The following is a 26,299-nucleotide window of genomic DNA, read 5'->3' on the forward strand; positions in this document are numbered from 1 at the left end:
CCGGGAGGTCCCGGCCGGAAGGGCGGAGCCTCAGCCGACGGCGCTGCGGCCCACCACGTTCCCGGCGCGGTCGATGCAGACCACGTCCACCCGGACCGGGGCGCCGCGCAGGACGTCCAGTGCCTGGTCGCGGGCCGCGGCCGCGACCAGGTCGCCCAGCGGTACGCCGCGGGCCGTGCACAGCTGGAGCGCGGCGAGCCCGGTGTTGGCCCCGGCCACCTCCGCCGCCAGCTCCTCGTCGGCGCCGCCCGCGCGGGCCAGCCCGGCCAGGAACCCCTTGTCGACCTGGGAGCGTGCCGAGTGCAGGTCCAGGTGCCCGGCGGCCAGCTTGGACAGTTTGGCGAAGCCGCCGCAGATGGTGAGCCGCTCGACGGGGTGCCTGCGCACGTACTTGAGCACCGCCCCCGCGAAGTCGCCCATGTCCAGCAGCGCGTCCTCGGGCAGCCCGTACAGCGACACGACCGTCTTCTCGGACGTCGACCCCGTGCAGCCGGCGACGTGCGTGCGGCCCGCCGCCCGGGCCACGTCCACACCGCGCCGGATGGAGTCGATCCAGGCCGAGCACGAGTACGGCACCACGATCCCGGTCGTCCCCAGGATCGACAGCCCGCCCAGGATCCCCAGGCGGGGGTTCCACGTGGAACGGGCGATCTCCTCGCCGTGATCCACCGAGACGGTGACCTCGACATCCCCGGTGCCGCCGTGCGCGGCGGCGACCCGCGCGATGTGCTCACGCATCATCTGCCGCGGGACGGGGTTGATGGCCGGTTCGCCGACCTCCAGCGGCAGCCCGGGCCGGGTCACCGTCCCGACGCCGGACCCCGCCCGGAAGACCACCCCCGCGCCCGGCGGGAGCTTCCTGACCGTGACCCTGACCAGCGCGCCGTGCGTCACATCGGGGTCGTCCCCGGCGTCCTTCACGATCCCGGCCATGGCGGACGTGCCGGTGAGCTCCTCGGCCGCGAGCGCGAAGGCCGGCGTCTGCCCCTTGGGCAGCGCGATGCTCACCGGGTCGGGGAACTCCCCGGTCAGCAGCGCCGTGTACGCGGCGGTCGTGGCCGCCGTGGCGCAGGCCCCGGTGGTCCAGCCGGCCCGGAGCCCGGTGTGCTTGAGTTGCGCACTACGCCCACCCGTCGCCTCACCCATGGACCGTCACCGTGCACATACTCCTCCTCGGCGGCACGACCGAGGCCCGCCGCCTGGCCGAGTCCCTCCACGGCACCGCGCGGGTGACGACCTCGCTCGCGGGCCGCGTCGCCGCTCCCAGGCTGCCGCCGGGCGAGGTGCGGATCGGCGGCTTCGGCGGCGCCGAGGGCCTCGCCCGCTGGCTGCGCGAGCACCAGGTGGACGCGGTCATCGACGCCACTCATCCTTTCGCGGACACCATCAGTTCCAACGCGGCCCGGGCGGCCGCCGAAGCCCATGTTCCCCTGCTCGCGCTCCGCCGTCCCGGGTGGGCCCCGGTCGACGGCGACGACTGGCACCCGGTGGACACCCTGGCGCAGGCCGCGGAGGCGGCTCGCGCCCTGGGCCGCCGCATCTTCCTCACCACCGGCCGCATGGGCCTGGCGTCCTTCGCCCACGTGACGGACGCCTGGTTCCTCCTCCGCTCGGTCGACCCCCCGGAGCCCCCGTTCCCGCCCCGCCTGGAGGTCCTCCTCGACCGCGGGCCCTTCACCCTGCCCGGCGAGCGGGAGGTGTTGCGCCGCCACGCGATCGACGTCCTGGTCACCAAGGACAGCGGCGCCGCGGCGACCGCCCCGAAGCTCCGGGCCGCCCGCGAGGCCGGGCTCCCGGTGGTCCTGATCCGCCGGCCCCCGGCCCCGGAGGGGGTCCCGGTGGCCGGGACGGTGGAGGAGGCGGCGGCGTGGGCGGCGACGCTGGCGACTCGCTGAGCCCTGAGCCCCGGGTGCTGCGCCGCGCCCCTGCCGTCGCACCCGGCGTGGTCCGGCTCCTCGGTGACAGGTCCACGCCCCCTGAGGCCAGGCCGGCGATGCCTATGCGTCGAAGTCGTACTCCAGGACGTACGAGCCGGAGTCCAGCGTCCTCCCGTTGAGCTCCACCGGACGGCTCCGACCGCCATCACCTGCACCATCGACTGCTACCGCCGACCTGTGCGATGTCTGCCCAGAGCACCACAGGCTCCGCCCCATGTCACACCAGGCCCCCGTCGGCCACGAGGTTCTGACCGGTCAGCCACCCAGCATCGGGGGTGAGCAGCAGCGCGACAACGGCGGCGATGTCGGCGGGAGTGCCCACCCGGCCCAGAGCCGTCATGTGCGCCACTCCGGCTACCGCTTCCGGCGGGGTGTTGGCGCGCAGCATGTCCGTATCGGTGGGGCCGGGCGATACCGCGTTGACCGTGATCCCGCGCCGCCCCAGTTCCCGGGAGGTGACCCGGGTGAGCTGCTCGATCGCCGCCTTGCTCGCGGCGTACACCGACTCGCCCGCGCTGGGCCAGGCGGTGCCGGTGGAGGAGATCGTGACGATCCGGCCGCCGTCGGCCATCCGGCGGGCTGCCGCCTGCACTGCGAAGAACGCGCCGCGTACGTTGACCGCCATCACCCGCTCGAACCTCTCCGGGGTCAGTTCGTCGATCGGCGAATGATCGATGACACCCGCGTTGTTCACCAGTGCAGTGAGCGGACCCGCGGCTCTGTCGGCAAACACCTTGTCCGCCGTAGCGAACAGTCGTTCCATCTGGTCGAGGTCGGCCGCGTCCGCGCGCACGGCGACGGCCCGCCCCCCGCACGCCTCTTCCACCTGCAGAGCCGCCTGCTCGTCGGCGGCGTAGCTGAACACCACCGTGGCGCCGTCGCCCACGAGCCGTTCGACCACGGCCCGCCCGATCCCGCGTGACCCGCCCGTCACCACTGTCGCTTGCATGGATGTCCCCTTCTGTTCGAGGAGCCCTCACCATGGCGGCCGTTGCGGCAGCCGGACTTCCGCGATGGCAGAAAGACTGAACGACATGACCACGAGAGACCCTGCGGCGCGCCTGCTGCGGCTGTTGTCGCTACTCCAGTCCCGCACCGACTGGCCAGGGCCAGAGCTGGCCGACCGGCTCGGCGTCAGCACCAGGACCATCCGCTCCGACATCGAACGGCTCCGCAACCTCGGCTACCCGGTGGCGGCTACCTCCGGCACCGCGGGTGGCTACCGGTTGGGTTCCGGCGCCCGGCTGCCACCCCTGCTGCTGGACGACGAGGAGGCGGTTGCGGTGGCGATCGGCCTGCGTACGGCCACGGCCCAGGCGGTGGGCGGCATCGAGGAGACGTCTCTACGTGCGCTGGCCAAGCTCGAACAGGTGCTGCCGGCCCGACTGCGCCCCCGTGTGGCCGCGCTCGCGGCCTCCACGGTGCCCCTGCCCGGGAAAGGCCCGGCCGTCGACGGCGACGTGCTGACCACGCTGGCCGGCGCCTGCCGGGACCGGCGGCGGGTGCGGTTCGACTACTGCGATCACGAGGGGAATGCCACCGTGCGCGACGCCGAACCGCACCGCCTCGTGTCGACCGGGCGACGCTGGTATCTGGTGGCGTGGGATGTCGATCGCAACGACTGGCGGATGTTCCGCATCGACCGGCTCAGGCCACGTACGCCCCTGGGGCCCTCCTTTCCCGGCCGGTCTCTGCCGCCGGGGGACGCCATCGACTTCGTGACCAAAGGCGTGGCCTCGACACTGGGACCCTGTCGCACGGTCGCGACCGTGCAGGCGCCGGCCGCGGCAGTCAGCGAGCGGGTACCGCCAGTAGCCCGGGTCGAGCCTCTCGACGACCAGCGGTGCCTGCTGCACATGGGCGCCGCCACGCCGCTGACACTGGCCGTCTACCTCGCCGCGCTCGGCCTGCCGTTCACCGTGGACCGTCCCCCTGCGTTGCTGGAAGCGTTGCGGCAGGTGTCGCGGCACTGCGCGGGCGCCATATGAACAGACGCCCCCTCTCAGCCGATGGCACCAACCGCTCGACAGAACCTGCGGTGTCCGTGACGCATGCCGGTTCAGGCCGTCGGCGGGCGGATCGCAGGGTCTCCCGTCGAGCGCGCGCGGCGGGGTACGGCCCGGTGGTGCGGGCGGGGCGTGTGGTGCGGCGGTCGCCACCGGTGCGGCGACCGTGAGCAGTGGCGTGGCGAGCGCGGCGATCGGCAGGGCGGGGCGGGTCGTGGTTCGCGTCATGGGAAAAGCGTCGCGGAGCCGCCGGCCAGGTCCCATCCGGCAGGCTCCCCGATCTCGGGTGGGGCTTCCCCCCGTAGTGCATTTCCGGCCAACTCCGGTGACTGAGGAGGGTCATTGGGGTGGGCCGTCGGCAACAATCGGCGCCGCACCAGGCGGCGTCCCGGGCGCGGGCAGTGCCCGTTCCGTACGCCGGCCCCCCATGCACGTGAAAGGTACGGAGAATGACGAAGAACCGCGTCACGCGGTACGGCGGCCGAGCGCTCGCCACGGCGGTGGCGGTCTGCGGGATCACGGCCGCGGGCACGATGCCCGCGGCGGCCGCCGGGGCCGAGCCCACCCGGCAGGAACTCATGGCGGACTGCGCGTCCGGCCTGGGCAAGTGCACGTTCAACGAGCCGAGGATCGGCGAGGCGTACCTGGGCGAGTTCCGCCAGGTGTCCGACTCCCTCTACAACTGCAGCACTTCGGACACCACGCAGACCATGTCCTGGGACGACACCGTCGGCTCCACCGACTCCCTCGGCGTCTCGGTCACCGCGGGTGGCAAGATCGCCGGCATGGTGGACCTCAGCGTGACGGCGAGTTACAGCCACAGTTGGTCCAGCACGCACTCCGAGAGCAGCTCACTCACCATGACGGTCAAGCCCGGCGAGGTGGGCTGGATCTCCCGCGCCCAGGTGATGCAGAAGGTCTCCGGCACCTGGCAGACCCACTACGACAGCCCCAAGTGGGGGCACTACTACTGGTTCTGGCAGGACACCATCACCGGTCCCGCCAAGAACGGCACGGACGGCAGGAACAACGCGGTCGTCGTGAAGTCCCGCAAGATGACGGACGCGGAGAAGCGGTCCTGCTCCGCCGACGCCGGCCACCGGGGCCGGGCGTTCGTCCAGCAGCACTGACGCGGGCGGGTCCGGCCCGGCGGGGCCGCCGGCCGGGTGCACCGTCACGTGGGCGTGACGGTGCGCACCGGGCCGGCGGCCTGCCGGGCCCCGGATGCTCCGGGAGCACCGGAAGGGCCTGCCCGCCCGGGCGTACCGCACGCGGGCGCATGCGCCGCGTCCGCACGCCCCGCGCGCGGTACGCCCTGCGCGACACGCGGCCCACGCGGACGCGGCGCCCGCCCCGCACGCGCCGCGCGCGGTACGCCCTACCCGCCCTGCACTCCGCGTGCCCGCGTCCCGCACCCCCCGCGCCCCGCGGACCGCGCCGGCGCGGCGCACCCGCCCGCGCGGTCCGCAGCCGTCACGCCTCCGGGTACCTCCGCGGTGTCCACGCCACCACGCGGTCGTCACCCTCGCCGCCCCGCCGGACCGCCTGCGTCTGCGAGGAGCCGATCAGGAGCAGGGTGCGCATGTCGACCTCGGCCGGGTCGAGGTCCACGAGGGGCAGGACGCGGACCGACTCCTCCGGGCCGCCGACGTCGCGGGCCACGACCACCGGGGTGTCGGGGGCACGGTGCTCCAGGAGGAGTTCGCGGGCCTTGGCGACCTGCCAGGTGCGGCTGCGCGAGCCGGGGTTGTAGAGCGCGAGGACCAGGTCGGCCGCGGCCGCCGCGGCCAGCCGCCCGGCGATGACCTCCCAGGGCTTGAGCCGGTCCGAGAGGGAGATCGTCGCGTAGTCGTGGCCCAGCGGGGCGCCGGCCTTCGCCGCGGCCGCGTTCGCCGCGGTCACGCCCGGCAGGACACGCACCGGCACGTCCAGGTACGGGTCCTGGGAGGCGACCTCCAGGACGGCCGTCGCCATGGCGAAGACGCCCGGGTCGCCGCCCGACACCACCGCGACCCGCCGCCCGCGCCGGGCCAGGTCCAGGGCGAACTCGGCGCGCTCCGACTCGACCTTGTTGTCCGAGCCGTGCCGCCGCTGCCCGGGCCGGAGCACCGGCACCCGGTCGAGGTAGGTGGTGTAGCCGACGAGGTCGTCGGCGTTCACCAGGGCGCCGCGCGACTCGGGCGTCAGCCACGGCGCGCCCGCCGGGCCGGTGCCGACCACCACGACCTCGCCGCCGGTCTCCCGGGCCTCCGGGGCCTCCGCGTCGATGCGGGACGGCAGGACGGCCACCGAGAAGTACGGCACCGTCCCCGGATCGACGGTGGCCAGCGCACCGGTGCGTTCGCCGGACATGAACGCCCGCTCCACGTACCGGGCGTCCTCCAGCCGGCCCGCCCGCTCCAGCGCGCGCCGGACCGTCGGGAACGTCCGGCCGAGCTTCATCACGACCGCCGAGTCGGTGGCCGCGAGCCGTGCCGTCAGCTCGTCCTCCGGCAGGGTGCCGGGGATGATCGTGAGGACCTCCTCGGCCTCGCACAGCGGCTCGCCGAGCCGGGCCGCCGCCGCGCTCACCGAGGTGACACCGGGGATCACCTCGGTCTCGTAGCGAGGGGCCAGACGCTTGTGCATGTGCTGGTACGAGCCGTAGAAGAGCGGGTCGCCCTCGGCCAGGACCGCGACCGTGCGGCCCGCGTCCAGGTGGGCCGCCAGGCGGGCGGACGCCTCCTCGTAGAAGTCGTTCAGCGCACCCCGGTAGCCGCCCGGGTGGTCGGTGGTCTCCACCGTCAGCGGGTACATCAGGCGCTCTTCGACGTGGTCCTCGCGGATGTGCTCCGCCGCGATGGAGCGGGCGATCGACCGGCCGTGGCGCGCGCAGTGGTACGCGATCACGTCGGCGGCCGCGATGGCCTTCACCGCCGCGACCGTCATCAGGTCCGGGTCGCCGGGGCCGAGCCCCACGCCGTACAGCTTGCCGCTCATGCCTGGATCTCCGCCTCGTGCGCGATCGCGTTGATCGCGGCCGCCGCCATCGCGCTGCCGCCCCGCCGGCCGCGCACCACCAGGTGGTCCAGGTCCGGGCGGGCCGCCAGCGCGTCCTTCGACTCGGCCGCGCCGATGAAGCCGACCGGGATGCCGAGCACCGCCGCAGGGCGCGGGGCGCCCGCGTCGATCATCTCCAGGAGCCGGAAGAGGGCGGTCGGCGCGTTGCCTATCGCGACCACGGCCCCTTCGAGGCGGTCGCGCCACAGCTCCAGGGCGGCCGCGCTGCGCGTGGTGCCCAGCTCGGCGGCGAGCGCGGGCACGGCGGGGTCGGAGAGCGTGCAGACCACGTCGTTGCCGGCGGGCAGCCGCTTGCGGGTGACGCCGCTGGCGACCATCTGCGCGTCGCACAGGATCGGCGCCCCGGCGCGCAGAGCCTCGCGGGCGCGGACGACCACGTCCGGCGTCCAGGCGAGGTCCTGGACGAGGTCGACCATGCCGCAGGCGTGGATCATCCGCACGGCGACCTGGCTGACGTCGGCGGGCAGGCCCGCGAGATCCGCCTCGGAGCGGATCGTGGCAAAGGACTGGCGGTAGATCTCCGCCCCGTCCTTCTCGTAGTCGAACACTCTGCTCTCGCTCATTTCGTCGATCCTTGTACGGTCACCACGGTCACCTGGTACGCGCCTTCGCCGGTCGCCACCATGTCGGTCCACGCGCCCTGCGGATGGCCGCACCGGCGGGCGCAGCCCGACCAGTGCACGGGCAGCGCACCCTCGCGGGGCCGCGCGTCCGCCCGCACGTCGGACAGGGACTTGGCGCAGCCCGGCCGTCCGGTGCAGGCGCTGACGCCGGCCCAGGGGGAGTCGGCACGGGTGATGAAACCGGCCGCGTCGAGGGCGCGCAGCCGCTCCCGCGCGGCCGCCGGGCCGGCGAAGCCCGGCAGGACGAAACCCCGCCACGGGGTGACCCGTACCTCCCGGGCCGGCAGCAGTGCGCGGAACTGGCCGGAGGTCACCCGGCCGAGGCGGGCCAGGACGCACACGGTTCCGTCGCCGGTCGCACCGGGCGCGGGCGGTGCGCCGGCCGGCAGCTCCGCGCCCGTCACCCGCTCCGCCGCGACCGCTGCGCGCTGAAGGTGTGCCGTCACGTTCACGTCCTGCCCCGCGGGCAGCTCCCGCACCCGCCACGCACCCGTGCCCGCCGCCCGGGCCGCCGCGAGGAACGCCTCCGCCGCGGCCAGCGCGGCGCGCGGCGCGTCGGCGGCGGAGACCCGGTACGCCGCGTCCGCGACGCGCACCAGGGCGGTACCGGCGGCCTCTGCGAGCAACGTCACATCGGCGCCCAGGGCCGCGACGTCGCCCCGTCCGTCGTCCACGGCGAACAGGAAGCGGCCCGACAGCTCCGTCGTCCAGTCCTCGCCGCACAGCAGCTCGTCCAGCCGGTACGCCCATGCCGTCACGTCCGACCCGGCGAGCGGTGAGACGACCATGTTCCGTACGCGCTCGTGGCGTTCGGAGGCGGGCAGCAGCCCGGCCTCGCGCAGCACCTCCGCCAGTCCGAGCCCGCAGCCCTCGCCGAGGCCGCGCAGCTCGATGTTGCCGCGGGAGGTGAGGGAGAGGTGCCCGTCGCCCAGGCGGTCCGCCGCCTCCGCCAGCACCTCGACCTGATGGGCCGTCAGCACGCCGGTGGGCAGCCGGAGTCGGGCGAGCGACCCGTCGTCGGCCCGGTGCAGCCGCAGCGCACCCGGGCAGGCGTCGCCGCGGTCCCGCACGACGTCACCGGCGCGGTCCCGGCCGCGGTCCCGTATGTGAGCTTCACCCCGGTCCTGGGGGTTTGGTGAGCTGGGCGGCATGGCGGCGAGCATACGCGCAGCCTCTACTATGCAGACGGCACAGGGTCCCAGGGCCCTAGGGAGGAAGCCCGGTGAGAATCCGGCGCGGTCCCGCCACTGTGAGCCCGGCCACCCCGGACCGGGCGAGTCAGGAACTCCCGCCGTCCTACGACCACCCGGGGCGCGGACACCCCGAGGAAGGCCAGCGCACGCCATGACGCACGCGACGACCGAGGCGACGACTTCCGCCACCACGATCCTGCTGCTGTCGCACTCCGACACCGACCTGCTGAGCGCCCGCGCGGCCGGCGGGCCCGTCGCGTACCGGTTCGCCAACCCGGCCCGCCTCCCGCTGGACGACCTCCCCGCCTGCCTGGACGGCGCCGACCTCGTCGTCGTACGCCTCCTCGGCGGCATCCGCGCCTGGGAGGAGGGGCTGGACGCGCTGCGCGCGAGCCGGAAGCCGCTGGTCGTCCTCACCGGCGAACAGGCTCCCGACGCCCAGCTGATGGAGACCTCCACCGTCCCCATCGGCATCGCGGCCGAGTCGCACGCCTACCTCGCCCACGGCGGACCGGACAACCTGGAGCAGCTCGCCCGCTTCCTGTCCGACACCGTGCTGCTCACCGGGCACGGCTTCGAGCCCCCGGCCGCCGCGCCCACCTGGGGCCCGCTGGAGCGGCCCGCGCCGAAGGACGGCACCGGCCCGACCGTCGCCGTGCTGTACTACCGCGCCCACCACATGAGCGGGAACACGGCGTTCATCCACACCCTGTGCGACGCCGTCGAGGACGCGGGCGGCCGGCCCCTCCCCCTGTACGTGGCGTCCCTGCGCGCTCCCGAGCCCGAGCTGCTCGACACCCTGCGCGCCGCCGACGCCGTCGTCACCACGGTCCTCGCCGCCGGCGGCACCAAGCCCGCCGAGGCGCAGGCCGGCGGGGACGAGGAGGCCTGGGACGCGGGCGCGCTCGCCGCGCTCGACGTGCCGATCCTCCAGGCCCTGTGCCTGACCGGGCCGCGCTCCGCCTGGGAGGAGAACGACGAGGGCCTCTCCCCGCTCGACGCCGCCAGCCAGGTCGCCGTCCCCGAGTTCGACGGCCGGCTCATCACCGTGCCGTTCTCCTTCAAGGAGATCGACGCCGACGGGCTCCCGGCGTACGTCGCCGACGCCGAACGCGCCGCCCGCGTCGCCGGGACCGCGGTGCGCCACGCCCGGCTGCGCCACATCCCGAACGCCGACAAGCGCCTGGCGCTGGTGCTGTCCGCGTACCCGACCAAGCACTCCCGCATCGGCAACGCCGTCGGCCTCGACACCCCCGCCTCCGCCGTGGCGCTGCTGCGCCGGCTGCGCGAGGAGGGCTACGACTTCGGCACCGAGGACGTGCCGGGCCTGGCGTCCGGCGACGGCGACGAGCTGATCTACGCCCTGATCGAGGCCGGCGGCCACGACCAGGACTGGCTCACCGAGGAGCAACTCGCCCGCAACCCGGTCCGCATCCCGGCCGCCGACTACAAGCGCTGGTACGCCACGCTCCCCGAGGAGCTGCGTGCGAACGTCGAGCAGCGCTGGGGGCCGCCGCCCGGCGAGATGTTCCTGGACCGCTCCCGCAACCCGGAGGGCGACATCGTCCTCGCCGCCCTGCGCCGCGGGAACCTGCTGGTCCTCATCCAGCCGCCGCGCGGCTTCGGCGAGAACCCGATCGCGATCTACCACGACCCCGATCTGCCGCCGTCGCACCACTACCTGGCCGCCTACCGCTGGATCGCCACCCCGCGGTCCGACGGCGGCTTCGGCGCCGACGCCATGGTCCACCTCGGCAAGCACGGCAACCTGGAGTGGCTGCCCGGCAAGAACGCCGGCCTGTCCGCCGCCTGCGGCCCGGACGCGGCCCTCGGCGATCTGCCGCTGGTCTACCCGTTCCTCGTCAACGACCCCGGCGAGGGCACCCAGGCCAAGCGCCGCGCGCACGCCACGCTCATCGACCACCTCGTGCCGCCGATGGCCCGCGCCGAGTCGTACGGCGACATCACGCGCCTGGAGCAGCTCCTCGACGAGTACGCGCAGATCTCCTCCATGGACCCGTCCAAGCTGCCCGCCATCCGCGCGCAGATCTGGACGCTGATCCAGGCGGCCAAGCTCGACCACGACCTCGGTCTGGAGGACCGCCCGGACGACGACGGTTTCGACGACTTCCTCCTCCACGTCGACGGCTGGCTCTGCGAGGTCAAGGACGCGCAGATCCGCGACGGCCTGCACGTCCTCGGCGGTGCCCCCGCCGGCCCCGAGCGGGTCAACCTGGTCCTGTCGATCCTGCGCGCCCGCCAGATCTGGGGCGGTACGCAGTCCCTGCCCGGTCTGCGCGAGGCACTCGGCCTGGACGAGTCCGCCGCGACCCGTACCACCGCCGACGAGGCGGAGGCCACGGCCCGCGCCCTGGTCGAGGCGATGGAGGCCGCCGACTGGAACCCGGCCGCCGTCGCCGGTGTGGCGGAGGGGTACGACAAGGCCGTCGCCGAGATCCTCGACTTCGCCGCCCGCCAGGTCGTGCCGCGGCTGGCCGCCACCACCGACGAGCTGGACCACGCGGTCCACGCCCTGAACGGCGGCTTCGTCCCGGCCGGCCCCTCCGGCTCGCCGCTGCGCGGCCTGGTCAACGTCCTGCCGACCGGCCGCAACTTCTACTCCGTCGACCCCAAGGCCGTGCCCTCGCGCCTCGCCTGGGAGACCGGCCAGGCCCTCGCCGACTCGCTGCTGAACCGCTACCGCACCGACAACGGCGACTGGCCCACCTCCGTCGGCCTGTCGCTGTGGGGCACCAGCGCCATGCGCACCGCCGGTGACGACGTCGCGGAGGCGCTCGCCCTCCTCGGCATCCGGCCCGTGTGGGACGACGCCTCGCGCCGCGTCACCGGCCTGGAGCCCGTCCCGCTCGACGAGCTGGGCCGCCCGCGCATCGACGTCACGCTGCGGATCTCCGGCTTCTTCCGCGACGCCTTCCCGCACACCATCGGGCTCCTCGACGACGCCGTCCGCCTCGCGGCCTCCCTCGACGAGCCGGCCGCGGACAACTTCGTACGGGCCCACGCGCAGGCCGACCTCGCCGAGCACGGCGACGAACGCCGCGCCACCACCCGCATCTTCGGCTCCCGCCCGGGGACCTACGGCGCCGGCATCCTCCAGTTGATCGACTCGCGCGACTGGCGCACCGACGCCGACCTGGCCGAGGTGTACACGGTGTGGGGCGGTTACGCCTACGGCCGCGGTCTGGAGGGCCGCCCGGCGCGCGACGAGATGGAGACCGCGTACAAGCGCATCGCGGTGGCGGCCAAGAACACCGACACCCGCGAGCACGACATCGCCGACTCCGACGACTACTTCCAGTACCACGGCGGCATGGTGGCCACCGTCCGGGCGCTCAAGGGCACGGCCCCCGAGGCGTACATCGGCGACTCGACCCGGCCGGAGAGCGTCCGCACCCGCACCCTCGTCGAGGAGACCTCCCGCGTCTTCCGCGCCCGCGTGGTCAACCCGCGCTGGATCGAGGCGATGCGCCGCCACGGCTACAAGGGCGCGTTCGAGCTGGCCGCGACGGTCGACTACCTCTTCGGGTACGACGCCACGACCGGCGTGGTCGCCGACTGGATGTACGACAAGCTCACCGAGACGTACGTCCTGGACGAGGAGAACCGCGCCTTCCTCCAGGAGGCCAACCCCTGGGCCCTGCACGGCATCGCCGAGCGGCTCCTGGAGGCGGAGTCGCGCGGGATGTGGGCGGAGCCGGACCCGCGCGTCCTGGAGCGGCTCAAGCAGGTGTACCTGGAGGCCGAGGGCGACCTGGAGGACAAGTGACGATCACGGTCGGCGGTGCGGACGAGCAGCTCACCGAGCTGCTGGAGGAGGAGCTGACGGCGTTCAACGCCGAGGCCACCGGCGCGGGGGACTACGTGCCGTTCTCCGTGCGGGCCACGGACGACGCCTCCGGCGAGCTGACCGGCGGCGTGACCGGCTGGACCTGGGGGGACCTCGGCGCCGTCGAGCTGCTCTGGGTCCGGGACGACCACCGCAAGGACGGCCTCGGCACGCGGCTGATGCGGGCGGCCGAGGAGGAGGCCCGGCGCCGCGGCTGCGTACGCATGGTGGTGTCGTCGTACTCCTTCCAGGCGCCGCCGTTCTACCGGCGCCTGGGGTACACCGAGACGGCCCGTATCGAAGGCGTCCCCGGCGGGCACGTCGACGTCCACCTCGCCAAGTCGCTGGAACCGTCGGCCGCGCCGCTGTTCCAGGTGGCCGTGGTGCTGGAGTACCCGGCCGGCGCACTCGACGACGCCCGCCGGTGCGAGGAGGCCCTGCTGGCGCTCCTCCCCCGTCACGGCGGCCGGCTGGAGCGGCGGCTGCGCACCGCCGACGGCCTGTCGGAGGTGCACCTGCTGACGTTCCCCTCCCGGGCGGCCTACGGGGCGTACCTGGCGGACCCGGACCGTACGCCGGACGGGCGCATCACCGCGCGCGTGCTGGAGGTCACCGAGGTGTACGCCTGACAGACTCGCCCGTATGCCATCCCCCGTCATCGCCGTCACCGGGGCCTCCGGCCGTATCGGAGGCCGCGTCGCCCGCCGCCTCGCCGACGCCGGAGCGCGGACACGGCTGCTGGGCCGCGATCCGGCCCGGCTGCCCGACCTGACCGGAGCGCAGAAGGCCGCGCCCGCACCGTACGGCGACGCCGAGGCGATGCGCCGGGCCCTCGACGGCGTGGACACGCTGTTCCTGGTCTCCGCGCACGAGAGCCCGGACCGCATCCAGGAGCACCGCACGGCGGTGGACGCCGCGGTCGCGGCGGGCGCCGGGCGGGTCGTGTACGTCTCGTTCCTGAACGCCGCGCCGCAGGCGACGTTCACCTTCGCCCGCGACCACTGGCACACCGAGCGGTACATCGAGGCGTCGGGGCTGCGGCACACGTTCCTGCGGGACGGCTGGTACCTCGCCGCGTTCCCCGCCATGGCCGGGGCGGACGGCGTGATCCGGGGCCCGGCGGGCGAGGGCCGGGTCGCCGCCGTCGCCCACGAGGACATCGCGGACGTCGCCGCGGCGGTGCTCCTGGAGGGGGAGCGGCACGACGGCGCCACGTACGACGTGACCGGCGAGGAAGCGCTCACCCTCGCCGAGGTGGCCGGCGAGCTGTCCCGCGCGACCGGCCGGACGGTCCGCTACGTGCCGGAGACCCGCGAGGAGGCCTACGCCTCACGCGCCGGGTACGGCGCGGACCACTGGGAGGTCACCGGCTGGGTCACCTCGTACGAAGCCATGGCGGCGGGCGAGATGAGCACGACCGCCGACACGGTGCGCCGCCTCACGGGCCACCCCCCGATGACGCTGCGCGCCCATCTGGAGGCCCACCCGCGATCCTGGGCCCACCTGCTGTAGGCCGCCCTCTCCTCGTCCCGTGACTCCGCCGGCTGCCCGGCGCCGGGGGCGGTCCACCGCCCTGTCGATGCCGGTCCCCGTGGGGGACGAGCCCGGGGCCCCGGCCGCTGCACCCTTCGATGTAGTGCGGTTTCGTCTGCGCTCACGACGACCCCGGCGGGGCGCGCCGGAACGATGGAACACATGACCGACACACTCCGCGCACCCTCACCGCCGCCGGCCGCCGCGCAACGGCTCGTCCTCCTCGACGTCCTGCGCGGGGTGGCCATCCTCGGCACCCTCATGACCAACGTCTGGGTCTTCACAGCGCCCGGCTCCGAGTGGGGCGTGCTGCAAGGCGGCCCGGACGCCGTGTCGTTCGGGTCGGTCCCCGAGGCCGCGGAGGGCGTGTTCCGGCTCCTCGCGGACGGCAAGTTCCTGTCGCTGCTGACGATCCTGTTCGGCGCCGGCCTCGCGATCCAGTACGAGTCGGCGGCGCGGCGCGGACAGCCGTGGCCCGGCCGCTACACATGGCGGGCGCTGTTCCTGTTCGCCGAGGGGACCGTGCACTTCGTGCTGGTCTTCGCGTGGGACGTGCTGATGGGGTACGCGGTGACCGCCCTGCTGGTGGCCTGGCTGCTGACGCGCTCGGAGCGGGCGCGGCGCCGGCTGATGTGGTGGGCGGCGGGGCTGCACCTGGCGGTGACGGGCCTGCTGACGGCGGCGCTGGCCACCGCCGACAACGGCTCCGGCACGGTCTCCGCGCGCGTCGTGGACCTGTACGCGCACGGCAGCTGGGCCGACCAGATCGCCTTCCGCCTGGAGAACGCGATCGCGCTGCGCCTGGAGCCGGTCTTCGGCTTCCTCCTCCTCGTGTTCCTGTTCCTGCTGGGCGTACGGCTCTTCCGCGCGGGCGCGTTCGGCGCGGGCGACACCGGGCGGCGGCTGCGCGCCCGGATGCTGGGCTGGGGCCTCGGGCTCGGCGTGCCGCTCAACGTGGCGGTGGCCCTGGCCGGCGCGGACTACCTCCTGCTGGGGCGGTACTGCGCGGCGCCCCTGATGGCCGTCGGGTACATCGGGCTCATCGGTGCGGTGGTGGACCGGGTGCGCCGCCCGGGGCCGTTCACGGCCGGGCTGACCTCCGTGGGCCGGATGGCCCTGAGCGGCTACGTCCTGCAGAACGTGCTGTGCGTGTTCGCCGCGTACGGCATCGGGCTGGGCCTGGCGGCCGGGCTCGGTGCCGCGTGGCGGCCGTGGTGGGTGATGGGGCTGTGGGCCGCGGTCTCGGCGCTGCTGCTGGTGGTGTCCACGCTGTGGCTGCGCCGCTTCGCGCACGGCCCGCTGGAGGCCGTGCAGAAGTGGGCGCTGCGGCGCTGATCAGCCCCCGAGCACGCGCACGGCGTCGACGACGAGATCCCAGAACGCGGGGACGTCCACGTCGACGCCGACGTGCGCGTTGGGCGGGGCGCCCGTGACGCCGTCGAGGTCGACGACGGTGGCGCCGCGGGTGTGCGTGCCGGTCAGCTCGACGGCGACGGGCACGTGGACGAGGGTGATCAGCCCCGGGTCGACGAGGTGGGCGACGGTCAGCGGGTCGTGCAGCGGCGGCGCGGGGAAGCCGAAGACCTCGCGGTAGGTGGCACCGAAGTACGTCAGCAGCTCGGTGCACAGGCGCGCCAGCGGGGTGCCGAGCGCCTCGATGCGGGCGACCACGTCGGGGGTGGCGAGCACCTTGTGGCTGACGTTCAGCCCGATCATGGTGACCGGCAGTCCGCTGCCGAGGACGATGTCGGCCGCCTCCGGGTCCGCGAGGATGTTGAACTCGGCGGCCGGTGTCCGGTTGCCGCGGCCCGTGGACCCGCCCATCAGCACGATCCGCCCGATCCGCGGGCCGAGTCCGGGGTGGGCGAGCAGGAGCGCGGCGATGTTGCTGAGCGGCCCGGTGGGCACGAGCGTCACCGGCTCCGGGTGCGCGAGCAGGGTGTCCCGCAGGAACGTGACGGCGTCCCGCCCGTCGACCGGCACGTCCGGCTCCCCGAAGCCGGGCCCGTCGAGCCCCGACTCCCCGTGGATGTTCCGCGCGACGATCCCCGCCCCGCGCAGCGGCCGTGCCAGCCCGGCGGCGATGGGGACGCCCCGGATGCCGGCGGCGGTGCAGACGCGGCGGGCGTTGAGGGTGGTCTTCTCCACGGTCTGGTTCCCGGCCACGGTGGTGATGCCGAGCAGCCGGACCGCGGGGTGGGCGGCGGCCAGCATGATGTTGAAGGCATCGTCGTGACCGGGGTCGCAGTCCAGGATCACCGGAATCGGCATGGCGGTCGCCTTCCCTCCGCGGGGCTCCTGCCTCCGGCGGGGGACCCCGTTCCTCAGGCGCCCGCGCGCCCCTTCGGCTCACTCGCCGCAGGTCCCGGGAGTGACGGCCGTTTGCGGGCCATCATTCCAGCGGAGGCGCGGTCCGTCGCCGGACCCACCACAGGGTGGCCGCCGCGATGCAGGCCGAGGAGACGAAGGTGAGGGGCAGCAGGACGTGGGGGCCGTCGTCCGGGGCCGTCGCGCGGGCCTGCGGGGTCGCGGAGGGGCGGGCGGGAGCGGGGGCCGCGCGGACCGGGGCGGGGGATGCCGCGGGGCCCGCCGCGGTGGCGGCCGCCTTGGGCGGGGCCTGGAGCGAGCCGACCGGCCGGGCGCGGGGAGCGGCCGCGAAGCCCCAGTCGAGGAGCTGGCGCGCCTCCTCGTACACGGCGTACGCACCGCCGCGGCGGGGGTTCATCACGGTGACGACGAGTGTGCGGCCGTTCCGGCGGGCGGCGGCGATCAGGGTGTGGCCCGCGCCGCTGGTGTAGCCGTTCTTGACGCCGAGGATGCCCGGGTAGCGGGCGACCCCGTCGTCGCCGGTGACCAGCCGGTTGGTGTTGCGGATGCCGTACGACCAGCCGCCTCCCGGGAACTTCGCGTACGGCGTGGCGCAGTAGCGGGCGAAGTCCGGGTCGCGCAGGCCGACGCGGGCGAACAACGCCAGGTCGTACGCGGAGGAGACCTGCCCGGGTTCGTCGTAGCCGTCCGGTGAGACCACGTGCGTGTCCCGGGCGCCCAGGGCATCGGCGGTGGCCTGCATCTCGCGGGTGGTCGCCTGCCAGCCGCCGTTCAGGCCGGCCAGGACGCGCACCGCGTCGTTGCCGGAGCTGAGGAACACCCCGCGCCACAGGTCCGCCACCCGGTAGGTGACCTCCTCCTTCAGCCCGACGAGGCTGCTGCCCTCGCCGATGCCGACGAGCTCGTGCCGGCTGACGGTGTGCGGCCGGTCCGGCGACAGGCCGTGCAGCGCGGTCAAGGCGAACAGCACCTTGAGGGTGGAGGCCGGGCGCAGCCGCTTGTGCGCGTCGCGCGCGGCGAGCACCGCGCCGCTGCCAGCGTCGGCGACCAGCCAGGAGCGGGCGGACACGCCGGGCGGGCGGGCCGTGCCGGGGGGCACGCGCACCTGGGTGCCGGAGCGGTGCAGGACGGAGGCGTCCACAGCCGGGCTGGGGCGTGGCGGCACGGGCTCCACCGGCAGCGGGGGCACCGCGGGGATCAGGAAGAGGGCGGCGGCCGCGAGCGAGCTGACGATCATTCAGTCACGTTAAGGAGGCCCGCGCCGGTGCGCAGGGCGAGTGCGCCGGACGGACGACGCCCCTCCGCATTCGCATCAATCGGCGCTGCGCGGGCACTGGCAAGGGAGCCCGGGTACGGACAAGGCGAACTCTCCCCGGAGGGACGACATGACAGCGGACGCGGTCCTGCGCGACAAGGTCTTCATGCGGCTGCTCCCGCAGATGGGCCAGGAGATCCCCGTCCTGGCCCACATGAGGTACGACCCGAGGGACCCGTACGCCGTCACCGTGGAGTTCACGCACGGCGGCTGGGTCTACGCCGAATGGCGGCTGGACCGCGGCATGCTGCGGGACGGGATGCGCGGCGAGGTCGGCGAGGGCGACGTGCGGGTGTGGCCGCAGGTGGACGGCCCGCGCGAGGAGCTGTGCATCGAGCTGATGCGCAGCGCCGTCTTCACGGTGCGGACGCGCTCGCTGCTCCGGTTCCTGGACCGGACCTACGGGGCGGTGCCGGCGGGCGAGGAGCACGTGGAGCTGGACGAGTTCCTGGCGGAGGTCCTGAGCTCCGGCAGCCGGTAGCTGAGATCCTGGAGCCGTGGATGGGGCACGAGGCCGGGAGCTCGCCGTCGTGGGCGTGGTGGCCGCCGGAGGAGCGCTGGGGGCGGCGGCCCGGTACGGGGTGTCGCTGGCGTGGCCGGCGGCGCCGGGCGGCTTCCCGTGGGCGACGCTGTGGATCAACGGGTCGGGGTGCGCGCTGATCGGCGTGCTGCTGGTGGCGATCACGGAGGGCGGGGCGCCGGTGCACCGGCTGGTGCGGCCGTTCCTGGGTACCGGGGTGCTGGGCGGGTTCACCACGTTCTCCACGTACGCGGGGGACGTCGAGCGGCTGCTGCGGCGGCACGAGACGGCGACGGCGCTGGGGTATCTGTGGGCGACGGTCGTCGTGGCGCTGGGCGCCGTCTGGTCGGCGGCGTGGGCGACGCGGCGGGTACTGGTGCGGAGGGCGGCGTGATGAGGACGAGCGGCGCGCTGCGGCTGACGGTCCTGGTGGGGGAGGGCGACCGGTGGCGGCACCGGCCGCTGCACGCGGAGATCGTGCACCGGGCGCGGGAGGCGGGGCTGGCGGGTGCGAGCGTGTTCCGCGGCGTGGAGGGCTTCGGGTCGTCGTCCGTGGTGCACACGGCGCGGCTGCTGTCGCTGAGCGAGGACCTGCCGGTGGCGGTGGTGATCGTGGACGAGGAGGAGCGGGTACGGGCGTTCCTGCCGCGGCTGGAGGAGCTGCTGGCCCGCCGGGGCGACGGCGCCGCGGACGGGGCGGGGGCGGCGGCCGAGGGGCTGGTGACACTGGAGCGGTGCGAGGTCGTGCGGTGGTGAACTGGCTGCTGGTGCTGGCGGGCGGCGCGATCGGGGCCCCGCTGCGGTACCTGACGGACCGTGCCGTGCAGGCGCGCCACGACTCGGTGTTCCCCTGGGGCACCTTCACCGTCAACGTGTCGGGCTGTCTGCTGCTGGGGCTGCTGACGGGCGCCGCGTCGCAGGTGCAGCTGCTGCTGGGAACGGGGCTGTGCGGGGCGCTGACGACGTACTCGACGTTCTCGTACGAGACGCTGCGGCTGGCCGAGACGGGCGCGCGGCTGTACGCGGCGGTCAACGTGGTGGCGAGCGTGACGGCGGGCCTAGGCGCGGCGTTCGCGGGGGTGGCGCTCGCGACCGGTGGCCGGTGATCGTCCTTCCCCGTGGCCGGTGATCGCCCCCCGGTCGCTGGTGATCGTCTCCCGCCGGCCGGTGATCGTCCCCCGGCGCGCGAACGGGTGGGGCTCCTGGTAATAATGAGGCAAGGCTTGCCTAACCGCTGATGCCTCGTCGATCAGGATGCGTATGCCCTCCACCGTCGCACCGCCGCCGTCCCTCCGCACCTCCGCGGTGGAGCGGGTCACCGCCGCGTACCGCTCGATGGCCGCCGTCTCGCCCGTCCTGCGGTTCGAGGTCGGCGCGCCGGACGCGGGCGGCCACGACGGTGACGGCCCGGTGCCCGGGCGGCGCCTCGTGCGGGACCCCGAGGCGCTGGCGGCGCTGGTCGCGGCCGAGGAGCGCCGGGTCCGGGAGCTCTACGGCGTGCGGCCCCGGCGCGACGTCGCCCCCACGTGGGTGCTGCACCGGTACGCGTTCACCGTCGCCCTCGCCATGAGCGGCCCCTGGTACCTGGAAGGCTGCGCACCGCGGCTGACCCCGGACGGCGTCGCGTACGACGGGCGGACCCGGCGGCTGGTGGTGTCCCCGGCCGAAGCGGCCACCGCCCGCGCCCTCGACGCACAGGAGCTCCGCGGGGCGATCGCCGCGCACCTCGGCCCGGTCCTGGAAGCCTTCCGCCCGCTGGTGCGCCGCGGCGAACACGGCATGTGGGCGCTGGTCACCGACGCGATGGCCCAGGGACTGTGGCACCTGGGCCGCGCCCAGGGCGACCCCTGGCCCGCGGCCCACGCCGCCGAAGCCCTGCTGCCCGGCCGCACGCCCCCGCTCGCCGGCGCGGCCGCCTTCCGTCCGGACCCGGCGGCCTGCGGCGAGCCGACCCGGACGCGCGCCGGCTGCTGCCTGCTCTACACGCTGCGCCCGGAGGAGATCTGCTCCACCTGCCCGCGCCGCGGCCGGTCGCGCACCGCGTAGCGGTCCACGGCCGCCGACCGCGCGCCCGGGAGACGTCAGACCAGCAGGAACGCCGTCGCCGTCGCCGCGCCCAGCGACGCCCCGGCGACCGTCTGCGCGACCGTGTGGTACCGCAGCGCCACCCGCGACCAGCAGACGGCGGCGGTCATCGCGTACCCCAGGAGCCACCAGGGCGAGTGCGCGACGGACAGCAGGGCCACGACGGCCGAGGCGACCGCGGCGTCGACCGAGATCTTCCACACGGTGTTCACCGCGAGCAGCCCCACCGTCATCACCCACAGCGCGAGCATCGCCGCGAGGATGCCGGCCGGCGCGTGCCCGGCCACCATGACCAGCGACCCCGTACCGATCGAGCCGAGGATCACGAAGAAGATGGGCGCCCGCTTGGTGCGGTCGACGACGTGCCGGTCGCCCCACGTGCCGCGCTTGCGCTCCCACTCGATGTACGCGGCGGGCACCAGCCCCGCGCACAGCGCCCCGAGCAGCCCCCACAGCAGACCGCTCCAGTGCCCGGCGGCCGCCCAGCCGATGGCGAGCATGCCGATGAGCAAGACGTTTCGGGGCTGGAAGACGTCGGTGACGGCCCGGGCCGCCGTACGGGTGTCCTCGGGGGTGCCGGTGGTGGTGCTCACGCGCTCTTCTCCAGGGGCCGCAGCAGCGCCTCGGCCCGCTCGCCGTCGATCGTCCGGTAGGCGGCCGCCACCCGCACCAGCCAGGCGACCTCGTCGTCCTGGTCGGCGGCGTGCTTGGCCTCGATGGCCGCGGCCTTGCCGGCGGGCGCCCCACCCGCCTTGGCGGCCAGCGCCGCCTTGATCCAGTAGGCGTCGGCGAGCGGTCCCGGCTCGCCGCCCGCGGCGGCCCGCGCCGCGTCCACCAGCCCGTCGGTGACGTAGTGCCGCAGCTTCTCGACCGCGTCCGCGATGTCGGCGGCCCAGCGGTCCACGCGCAGGTCGGCCGGGGTGCCGAACCGGGTCAGCTCACGGGCGAGCGACGCCGGCGGCTCGAAGGGCTGGTCGGGGAAGGCGGCCATCAGCTCCCGCCACAGCGGGTGCAGCCGGGCCTGCGCCCGCCACAGCTTCACGCGCCGCCACCCCTTGCTGAAGGCGGGGATGGACGCGCCCACCGCGAAGAGGGCGAACAGCACGATCTGCGCGGCCTCGGTCGCCTTGTCGAAGGTCTGCGCGAAGGCGCGGCCGGGCTGCTCCACCACGCTGATCCACAGGAACAGCGTCCGGCTGACGGTGTAGCCGACGCCGATGACCATGGCGCACGTCATCATGCCGAGCCCGATCCGCAGGTGGCGCAGCGTGGCATTGGCCGTCGCCAGCCCCCACTGGTACGCGCACACGGCGGACGCGGCGCCCAGGTACAGGTAGAACACGCTCATGTAGAGCGTGGCGCCCCCCTGTCCGGCGTGGTCGGAGACGAAGCGGTCGGAGGGGACGGACCGGTCCACGACGGTGAAGAACAGGACGGTCAGCAGGATCAGCGTGGCCAGGGACGCCTTGGCCGCCACGTGCTGCACCCCCCGCGCGAACCGCACGTGCCGCGGCACGGTCCCGCCCTCCGGGTAGTGGCCGTAGATGGCGACGATGTAGCTGAGAATGGCCAGAATCGCGATGGTCGCCGTGTAGTGCTTGATGAGGACCGCGAGGTCGACGACCGGGCTGTCGTTGAGCCCGGTGCGCACCACGGGCGTCTTGGTCCACAGGGCCACGGCGAACCCGGCGTAACAGCCCCACAGCGCCCGGCGCCGCTTGTCCTCCTCGTCGCCCCACAGGGCGGCGGGCATGCGCCACAGCGCGACGGCGGTCATCAGGCCGGCTATGAGGTAGTCGGCGAGGTCGAGGGCGGTCACGGGGAGTCCTTGTCGGTGGTACGGCGGAAGAAGCCGCGCCGGCGGTGGGCGACGGGGCGGGACAGGGAGTTGGCGAGCCGCCCCACCATGTCATCGCTCGTCACCTCGCGCGCCATCCGCGGGATCAGCGACGCGCCGAATTCGGCCACTCGTTCGTCGTGGGTGTCGTACTGCGCCCGCGCCTGCACCGTGGCGCCCGAGGCGAGCACCCGGGATATCAGGGAGGTGTCGAAGACGGGCAGGAGACGGCGCAGTTGCTCGGCGTCGAGGGTGGTGCCGTGGTCGAACCACTCGTGGCACAGCTCGTGCAGGATGACGTGCTGCGTCTGGTACGCGGTCGGACGGCGGCGGTACAGGACGAAGCTGGTGGTGCCGGTGGTGAGGCGCAGTCCGCAGGCGGCGTTGACCCGGGCCAGCCGGTCGGGCAGTTCGCGCAGCACGATGGTGCGGCCCCGGGCCGCCTCCATGTTCGCCACCAGCGCTTCGATGGTGAAGGGCGAGGGGAGGGGAAGGTCCGCCAGACCGGCTTCGCACTCTTTGCGCAGCTTGCGCAGGGACATGGGGTGCTGCCTCTTACGTCCGTCAGTCCGTCGTCGTCACGCGTGCGTGTGACGACGTGCGGTCGGCGAGTTTACCGGGCCGGCTCCGGGCCGCCGGGTCTCCCGCCGCCGGGCCCCGGGCCGCCGGCGTCGTCCTTCTTCTTCGTCTCCTCCAGCAGGGAGAGCGCGAACTCCAGCAGTTCCGCCGGGATCCCGTCGTCGTCGTTGCCCCGCGCGGCCACGCCGCTGATCTCGCCGGTGCGCCGCTTGGCGAGGAACTGGAGCCCGGCGACGACGTCGTCGACGACCTCGCTCTCCTCCTTGAAGAAGCGCCAGTCCACGCCGAAGCCGAGGCCCAGCGCCTTGAGGATGTCCTCGGAGGGGTGGGTGACCTTCCCGGCCAGGATGTTGGAGAAGTAGCTGTGCGAGAGGGAACCACCGCGCTGCTTGACGAGATCGGCGAAGACCCGTCCCGAGACCTTCTGGCCGGGGAACGTCTTCTCGACCATGTACTCGACCTTCTGCTGCAACGTCCGCAATTCGGGCGTGCGTTCTTCGCCGTTGGTCATCGGGGTCCCCACGTCGCGCGCTGTTCGAGTCCGGTCAACGGGCTCGTACTGTAACCGACCCAGAACGTGGGTGTCTTTGCATCAGCGACAAAGCGGAGCAACCCACGCCTGCATCGGATCCGGACTTGCGCAGGCACTCTACGTCACTGTTAACTCGAAAAAACACGGGCAGGGGGCCACGAGGGGAGTCCCTTGCCCGTGGCGTACGGCACCTGTGTGCTCGGTACAAGGATGTAGCCCTTCGCGACGGGGGATGCACGAAGGGCTACATCGGCATTATGACACCTCGTCATGGGCGGTGGACAGGCGCCCCGGCGGACAATTGCGAACCGGTTCGCCTCCGCTTCGGCGCGCGGCCCACCGGATGGCTCGTTAGCGTGACAAATGGGACAACCGTTTGTGCGAAGAGGGGCAGAGCCATGGCCGTACCACCTGAGGGCACGCCCTGCTGGGCGGACGCGATGTTCACCGATGTGGAAGGTGCGAAGGCCTTCTACGGTGACGTGCTGGGCTGGACCTTCGGCGAGGCGTCGTCGGAGTACGGCGACTACACGCAGGCGTACGCGGACGGAAAGGCCGCCGCCGCGGTCGTCCCGCCGATGCCGGGCCAGGACGGTCCGGCCGCGTGGTGCCTGTACCTGGCGTCGGACGACGTCGAGGCCACCGCGCGCAAGATCCGCGAGAACGGCGGCGAGGTGCTGATGGAGCCGATGCAGGTCGGCGACTTCGGCTCGATGGTCCTGGCCCGCGACCCCGGCGGCGTGGTCTTCGGCGTCTGGCAGGGCGGCACCCACGAGGGCTTCGAGGCGCGCGGCGAGCGCGGCTCCTACTGCTGGGCCGAGATTTTCACCCGGGAGCCGGAGAAGTCCGACGACTTCTTCCCCGCCGTCTTCCCCTACCGGACCAAGGAGATGGAGTCCCCCGACCACATGGACTTCCGGGTCTTCCAGCTGGGTGAGGACCCCGTGCTGGGCCGGATGAGGATGACCGACGAGTTCCCGCCGGAGGTCCCGCCGCACATCAACGTGTACTTCGCCGTCGACGACTGCGACGCGGCCGTGGGAAGGGCGACGGCGCGCGGCGGAATCCTGCGCTGGGGCCCGATGGACACCCCGTTCGGCAGGTTCGCCTCGCTGAGCGACCCGCAGGGCGCGGCCTTCTCGGTCATCGACATGTCGAGGACCGAGGGCGAGATGCCGAGGATGACGGACGTGTAGGGAGTGTCCGCGAAACAGCGTCGTCCGCCCGCAGGGGCGGGGTCGGCGGCGGCCGCCGCGCGCGCCGGCCGCCGCCGGGCGGACGGGTCCTCGCGGCCACGGCCCGGCGGCGGCTCCCTCGCCCGCCGGGCGGCTCAGTCCTCCTGGGAGCCGGGGCCCGCTGCCGGGCCGCCCGGCGTCGTGGAGACCTGGCCCGGCGTCGTCCCGGCGGAGCTGTCGGGCGAGAACAGAGCCATCCCGACCAGGACGGCCGTGACGAACGCGACCGCACCGGCGATGGCGCTCGCCACCCGGGGGCGGCGGCTGACGAACGCGCGGGCCCCGCGGCGCGCCGGCGCCGGAGCGGCCCGGCGCCCCCGTCCGGCACTCCCGCCGCTCCGGCCCGGAAGCACGTACGTCGTCGCCGGCGCCGGGCCCGTCCCCCGGGGACCGGCGGGCATCGGCGCGGGCGGGGGCAGCGCCCCGGACGCGGACACGGGCGCCCGCACGGCGGCGGGCGCGGCGGCCGGAGCAGGCCGCGGAGCCGGCGTCCCGGGCGCGGCGGAGCGCGGACCCGGCATGGCACCGGCCGCGGGACGGCGGCCCGGTACCGGGGCCCGGACGGGTCCGGCAGCCGGCATCGGCTCCCCGTGGCCCTGCCAGGCACCCGACCCGAACCAGTCCGCGACCTGCTGCGCCGGCGGCCGCTCCTCCGGCTGCTTCGCCAGCATCCCCAGCAGGTACGCCTCGAACGCCGGCGGCACGTCGGCGCCCAGACCGCGCGGCGGTACCGGCTGGGTGTCGATGTGCTGGTAGAGCGTGGCGGTCGCCGTGTCGGCCTGGAACGGCGGCCGGCCCGTCACGAGCTGGTACAGCACGCAGCCCAGCGAGTACACGTCGGAAGCCGGGCCCGCCGGCCGGCCGAGCGCCCGCTCCGGAGCCAGGTAGAGGCTCGTCCCGACGATCTGGCCGGCCGTGGTGAGAGCGGCCGCCGGATCGTCCACGAACCGGGCTATGCCGAAGTCACCGAGCTTGACCGTCCCGTCCCCGTCGGACATCAGGTTGCCCGGCTTGATGTCCCGGTGGACGATGCCCTGCCGGTGCGCCACGGCGAGCCCTGCGGCCGTCTGCGCGGCGATCGTCGCCACGCGCGCGGGGCGCAACCGCCCCTCGGCGGCCAGCTCCTGCGCGAGGCTGCGGCCCTCGACGTACTCCATCACCAGGTAGAAGCGGCCGTCCCAGGCCCCGAAGTCGAAGACCGCGACCACATGGGGGTGGCTGAGCCGGGCCGCCGTCTGTCCCTCCAGCCGGAACCGCGCCGCCGCCTGCGAGTCGGGGTCGTCCCCCAGCATCAGTTTGACGGCCACCGGCCTGCCGAGCACTTCGTCCGTGGCCCGCCAGACCTCCCCCATTGCGCCGCGGCCGATGGGTGACTCCAACCGGTACCGATCCGCCACCAGCACGTGCGCACCAACCTCAATCCCGATCGATCCTGGGAGCAGGGTACCGACCCATCAGATGAGGGTCGGTCAGCAAGGTCCCCGCGCGGGCTCGTTGTGGCTGGCGCAATCCGCACTCGCCCGGCTTTCCGGGCCGGCGGTGCCGTCGGACGCCGACGCCGTGACGTGCCCCGAACGGTCCGGACGGCGGTCCGGACCATCCATAGCCCGCACCAGGAGTTCCCGGTGTCCCGGGAGTCACGGGTGTTCCGGGTTGCCTGGTGTTCCGG

The 26,299-nt window shown here is 74.3% G+C and carries 25 protein-coding genes and 1 riboswitch; of the genes, 13 read left to right on the forward strand and 12 right to left on the reverse strand.

Translation table 11 applies throughout. The annotated features are described in order from the left end of the window. Positions 1-30 precede the first annotated feature (30 nt). Positions 31-1,146: a cobalt-precorrin-5B (C(1))-methyltransferase gene (locus tag IH00_RS0110915; RefSeq protein WP_031072157.1), complete on the reverse strand. Its 1,116-nt coding sequence runs from the start codon at positions 1,144-1,146 to the stop codon at positions 31-33. Between the two features lie 11 nt (positions 1,147-1,157). Between IH00_RS0110915 and IH00_RS0110920 the strand changes: the two genes are divergently transcribed. After that, on the forward strand, positions 1,158-1,895 hold the full coding sequence (locus IH00_RS0110920) for a cobalt-precorrin-6A reductase (RefSeq protein ID WP_031072159.1): 738 nt from the start codon (positions 1,158-1,160) through the stop codon (positions 1,893-1,895). A gap of 259 nt (positions 1,896-2,154) precedes the next feature. Here the strand turns inward: IH00_RS0110920 and IH00_RS0110925 are convergent, their stop codons facing one another. Then, entirely contained in the window at positions 2,155-2,886 is a 732-nt protein-coding gene (locus tag IH00_RS0110925; protein WP_031072161.1) for an SDR family oxidoreductase, read from the reverse strand. Between the two features lie 85 nt (positions 2,887-2,971). On the opposite strand from IH00_RS0110925, the gene IH00_RS0110930 reads away from it, so the two are divergent. Both IH00_RS0110930 and IH00_RS0110935 read left to right on the forward strand, forming a co-directional pair. After that, complete coding sequence (locus tag IH00_RS0110930) at positions 2,972-3,925, forward strand: helix-turn-helix transcriptional regulator (protein WP_324615782.1); 954 nt, start codon at positions 2,972-2,974, stop codon at positions 3,923-3,925. Between the two features lie 467 nt (positions 3,926-4,392). Then, on the forward strand, positions 4,393-5,073 hold the full coding sequence (locus IH00_RS0110935) for a hypothetical protein (protein ID WP_031072165.1): 681 nt from the start codon (positions 4,393-4,395) through the stop codon (positions 5,071-5,073). Between the two features lie 343 nt (positions 5,074-5,416). Here the strand turns inward: IH00_RS0110935 and IH00_RS0110940 are convergent, their stop codons facing one another. The 3 genes from IH00_RS0110940 to IH00_RS0110950 are packed head-to-tail and all read right to left on the reverse strand — an operon-like array spanning position 5,417 to position 8,777. Beyond that, a complete protein-coding gene (locus IH00_RS0110940; protein ID WP_031072167.1) occupies positions 5,417-6,922 on the reverse strand; it encodes a precorrin-2 C(20)-methyltransferase in 1,506 nt (501 codons plus the stop codon). After that, the gene (locus IH00_RS0110945; RefSeq protein ID WP_031072169.1) at positions 6,919-7,566 is read right to left on the reverse strand and encodes a precorrin-8X methylmutase; all 648 of its coding nucleotides are present in this window, start codon (positions 7,564-7,566) and stop codon (positions 6,919-6,921) included. The genes IH00_RS0110940 and IH00_RS0110945 overlap by 4 nt, the downstream gene beginning before the upstream one ends. Then, positions 7,563-8,777 carry a cobalamin biosynthesis protein CobG gene (locus tag IH00_RS0110950; RefSeq protein ID WP_234334817.1) on the reverse strand — a complete coding sequence of 405 codons (1,215 nt, stop codon included), beginning with the start codon at positions 8,775-8,777 and terminating at the stop codon, positions 7,563-7,565. The genes IH00_RS0110945 and IH00_RS0110950 overlap by 4 nt, the downstream gene beginning before the upstream one ends. A 24-nt stretch (positions 8,778-8,801) precedes the next feature. Then, positions 8,802-8,933: riboswitch (cobalamin riboswitch) on the forward strand. Positions 8,934-8,970: 37 nt separating this feature from the next. Here IH00_RS0110950 and cobN point away from each other — a divergent pair. The 4 genes from cobN to IH00_RS0110970 all read left to right on the forward strand — a co-directional run bounded on the left by cobN (position 8,971) and on the right by IH00_RS0110970 (position 15,534). After that, complete coding sequence (gene cobN / locus IH00_RS0110955) at positions 8,971-12,606, forward strand: cobaltochelatase subunit CobN (RefSeq protein ID WP_052411313.1); 3,636 nt, start codon at positions 8,971-8,973, stop codon at positions 12,604-12,606. Further along, the gene (locus tag IH00_RS39495; protein WP_063835349.1) at positions 12,603-13,295 is read left to right on the forward strand and encodes a GNAT family N-acetyltransferase; all 693 of its coding nucleotides are present in this window, start codon (positions 12,603-12,605) and stop codon (positions 13,293-13,295) included. Before cobN ends, IH00_RS39495 begins: the two co-directional genes overlap by 4 nt. 13 nt (positions 13,296-13,308) lie before the next feature. Beyond that, a complete protein-coding gene (locus IH00_RS0110965; RefSeq protein WP_031072176.1) occupies positions 13,309-14,178 on the forward strand; it encodes an SDR family oxidoreductase in 870 nt (289 codons plus the stop codon). Between the two features lie 183 nt (positions 14,179-14,361). Next, entirely contained in the window at positions 14,362-15,534 is a 1,173-nt protein-coding gene (locus IH00_RS0110970; protein WP_031072178.1) for a DUF418 domain-containing protein, read from the forward strand. Here the strand turns inward: IH00_RS0110970 and IH00_RS0110975 are convergent, their stop codons facing one another. Both IH00_RS0110975 and IH00_RS0110980 read right to left on the reverse strand, forming a co-directional pair. Beyond that, a complete protein-coding gene (locus IH00_RS0110975; protein ID WP_031072180.1) occupies positions 15,535-16,470 on the reverse strand; it encodes a nucleoside hydrolase in 936 nt (311 codons plus the stop codon). It abuts the gene before it with no gap. Between the two features lie 121 nt (positions 16,471-16,591). Further along, the gene (locus IH00_RS0110980; RefSeq protein ID WP_031072182.1) at positions 16,592-17,764 is read right to left on the reverse strand and encodes a D-alanyl-D-alanine carboxypeptidase family protein; all 1,173 of its coding nucleotides are present in this window, start codon (positions 17,762-17,764) and stop codon (positions 16,592-16,594) included. A gap of 148 nt (positions 17,765-17,912) precedes the next feature. Here IH00_RS0110980 and IH00_RS0110985 point away from each other — a divergent pair, with 148 nt between their 5' ends. The 5 genes from IH00_RS0110985 (at position 17,913) to IH00_RS42710 (ending at position 20,408) form a co-directional block, all read left to right on the forward strand. Next, entirely contained in the window at positions 17,913-18,323 is a 411-nt protein-coding gene (locus IH00_RS0110985) for an SsgA family sporulation/cell division regulator (RefSeq protein ID WP_052411314.1), read from the forward strand. A 16-nt stretch (positions 18,324-18,339) separates the two neighbouring features. After that, a complete protein-coding gene (locus tag IH00_RS0110990; RefSeq protein WP_031072185.1) occupies positions 18,340-18,756 on the forward strand; it encodes a fluoride efflux transporter FluC in 417 nt (138 codons plus the stop codon). Continuing rightward, a complete protein-coding gene (locus tag IH00_RS0110995) occupies positions 18,756-19,118 on the forward strand; it encodes a DUF190 domain-containing protein (protein ID WP_420710868.1) in 363 nt (120 codons plus the stop codon). The genes IH00_RS0110990 and IH00_RS0110995 overlap by 1 nt, the downstream gene beginning before the upstream one ends. Continuing rightward, on the forward strand, positions 19,115-19,468 hold the full coding sequence (gene crcB / locus IH00_RS0111000; RefSeq protein WP_031072189.1) for a fluoride efflux transporter CrcB: 354 nt from the start codon (positions 19,115-19,117) through the stop codon (positions 19,466-19,468). Before IH00_RS0110995 ends, crcB begins: the two co-directional genes overlap by 4 nt. 154 nt (positions 19,469-19,622) lie before the next feature. Further along, positions 19,623-20,408 (forward strand): (2Fe-2S)-binding protein, encoded by a 786-nt coding sequence (locus tag IH00_RS42710; protein ID WP_031072191.1) that lies wholly within the window; start codon positions 19,623-19,625, stop codon positions 20,406-20,408. Between the two features lie 35 nt (positions 20,409-20,443). Here IH00_RS42710 and IH00_RS0111010 read toward each other — a convergent pair whose 3' ends face one another. The 4 genes from IH00_RS0111010 to IH00_RS0111025 all read right to left on the reverse strand — a co-directional run bounded on the left by IH00_RS0111010 (position 20,444) and on the right by IH00_RS0111025 (position 23,374). After that, positions 20,444-21,040: a phosphatase PAP2 family protein gene (locus IH00_RS0111010; RefSeq protein WP_031072193.1), complete on the reverse strand. Its 597-nt coding sequence runs from the start codon at positions 21,038-21,040 to the stop codon at positions 20,444-20,446. Next, a complete protein-coding gene (locus IH00_RS0111015; RefSeq protein ID WP_031072195.1) occupies positions 21,037-22,266 on the reverse strand; it encodes an MAB_1171c family putative transporter in 1,230 nt (409 codons plus the stop codon). The genes IH00_RS0111010 and IH00_RS0111015 overlap by 4 nt, the downstream gene beginning before the upstream one ends. Continuing rightward, positions 22,263-22,826 (reverse strand): hypothetical protein, encoded by a 564-nt coding sequence (locus IH00_RS0111020; RefSeq protein WP_031072197.1) that lies wholly within the window; start codon positions 22,824-22,826, stop codon positions 22,263-22,265. The genes IH00_RS0111015 and IH00_RS0111020 overlap by 4 nt, the downstream gene beginning before the upstream one ends. 71 nt (positions 22,827-22,897) lie before the next feature. After that, positions 22,898-23,374, reverse strand: a complete 477-nt coding sequence (locus IH00_RS0111025) for a hypothetical protein (RefSeq protein ID WP_031072198.1) — start codon at positions 23,372-23,374, stop codon at positions 22,898-22,900. Between the two features lie 419 nt (positions 23,375-23,793). Between IH00_RS0111025 and IH00_RS0111030 the strand changes: the two genes are divergently transcribed. After that, positions 23,794-24,591 carry a VOC family protein gene (locus IH00_RS0111030; RefSeq protein WP_031072201.1) on the forward strand — a complete coding sequence of 266 codons (798 nt, stop codon included), beginning with the start codon at positions 23,794-23,796 and terminating at the stop codon, positions 24,589-24,591. 134 nt (positions 24,592-24,725) lie between these two features. On the opposite strand, the gene IH00_RS0111035 is transcribed toward IH00_RS0111030, so the two are convergent. After that, a complete protein-coding gene (locus IH00_RS0111035) occupies positions 24,726-25,982 on the reverse strand; it encodes a serine/threonine-protein kinase (RefSeq protein ID WP_031072202.1) in 1,257 nt (418 codons plus the stop codon). Positions 25,983-26,299 lie beyond the last annotated feature (317 nt).

The organism is Streptomyces sp. NRRL S-118, from assembly GCF_000716335.1.
Taxonomy (GTDB): domain Bacteria; phylum Actinomycetota; class Actinomycetes; order Streptomycetales; family Streptomycetaceae; genus Streptomyces.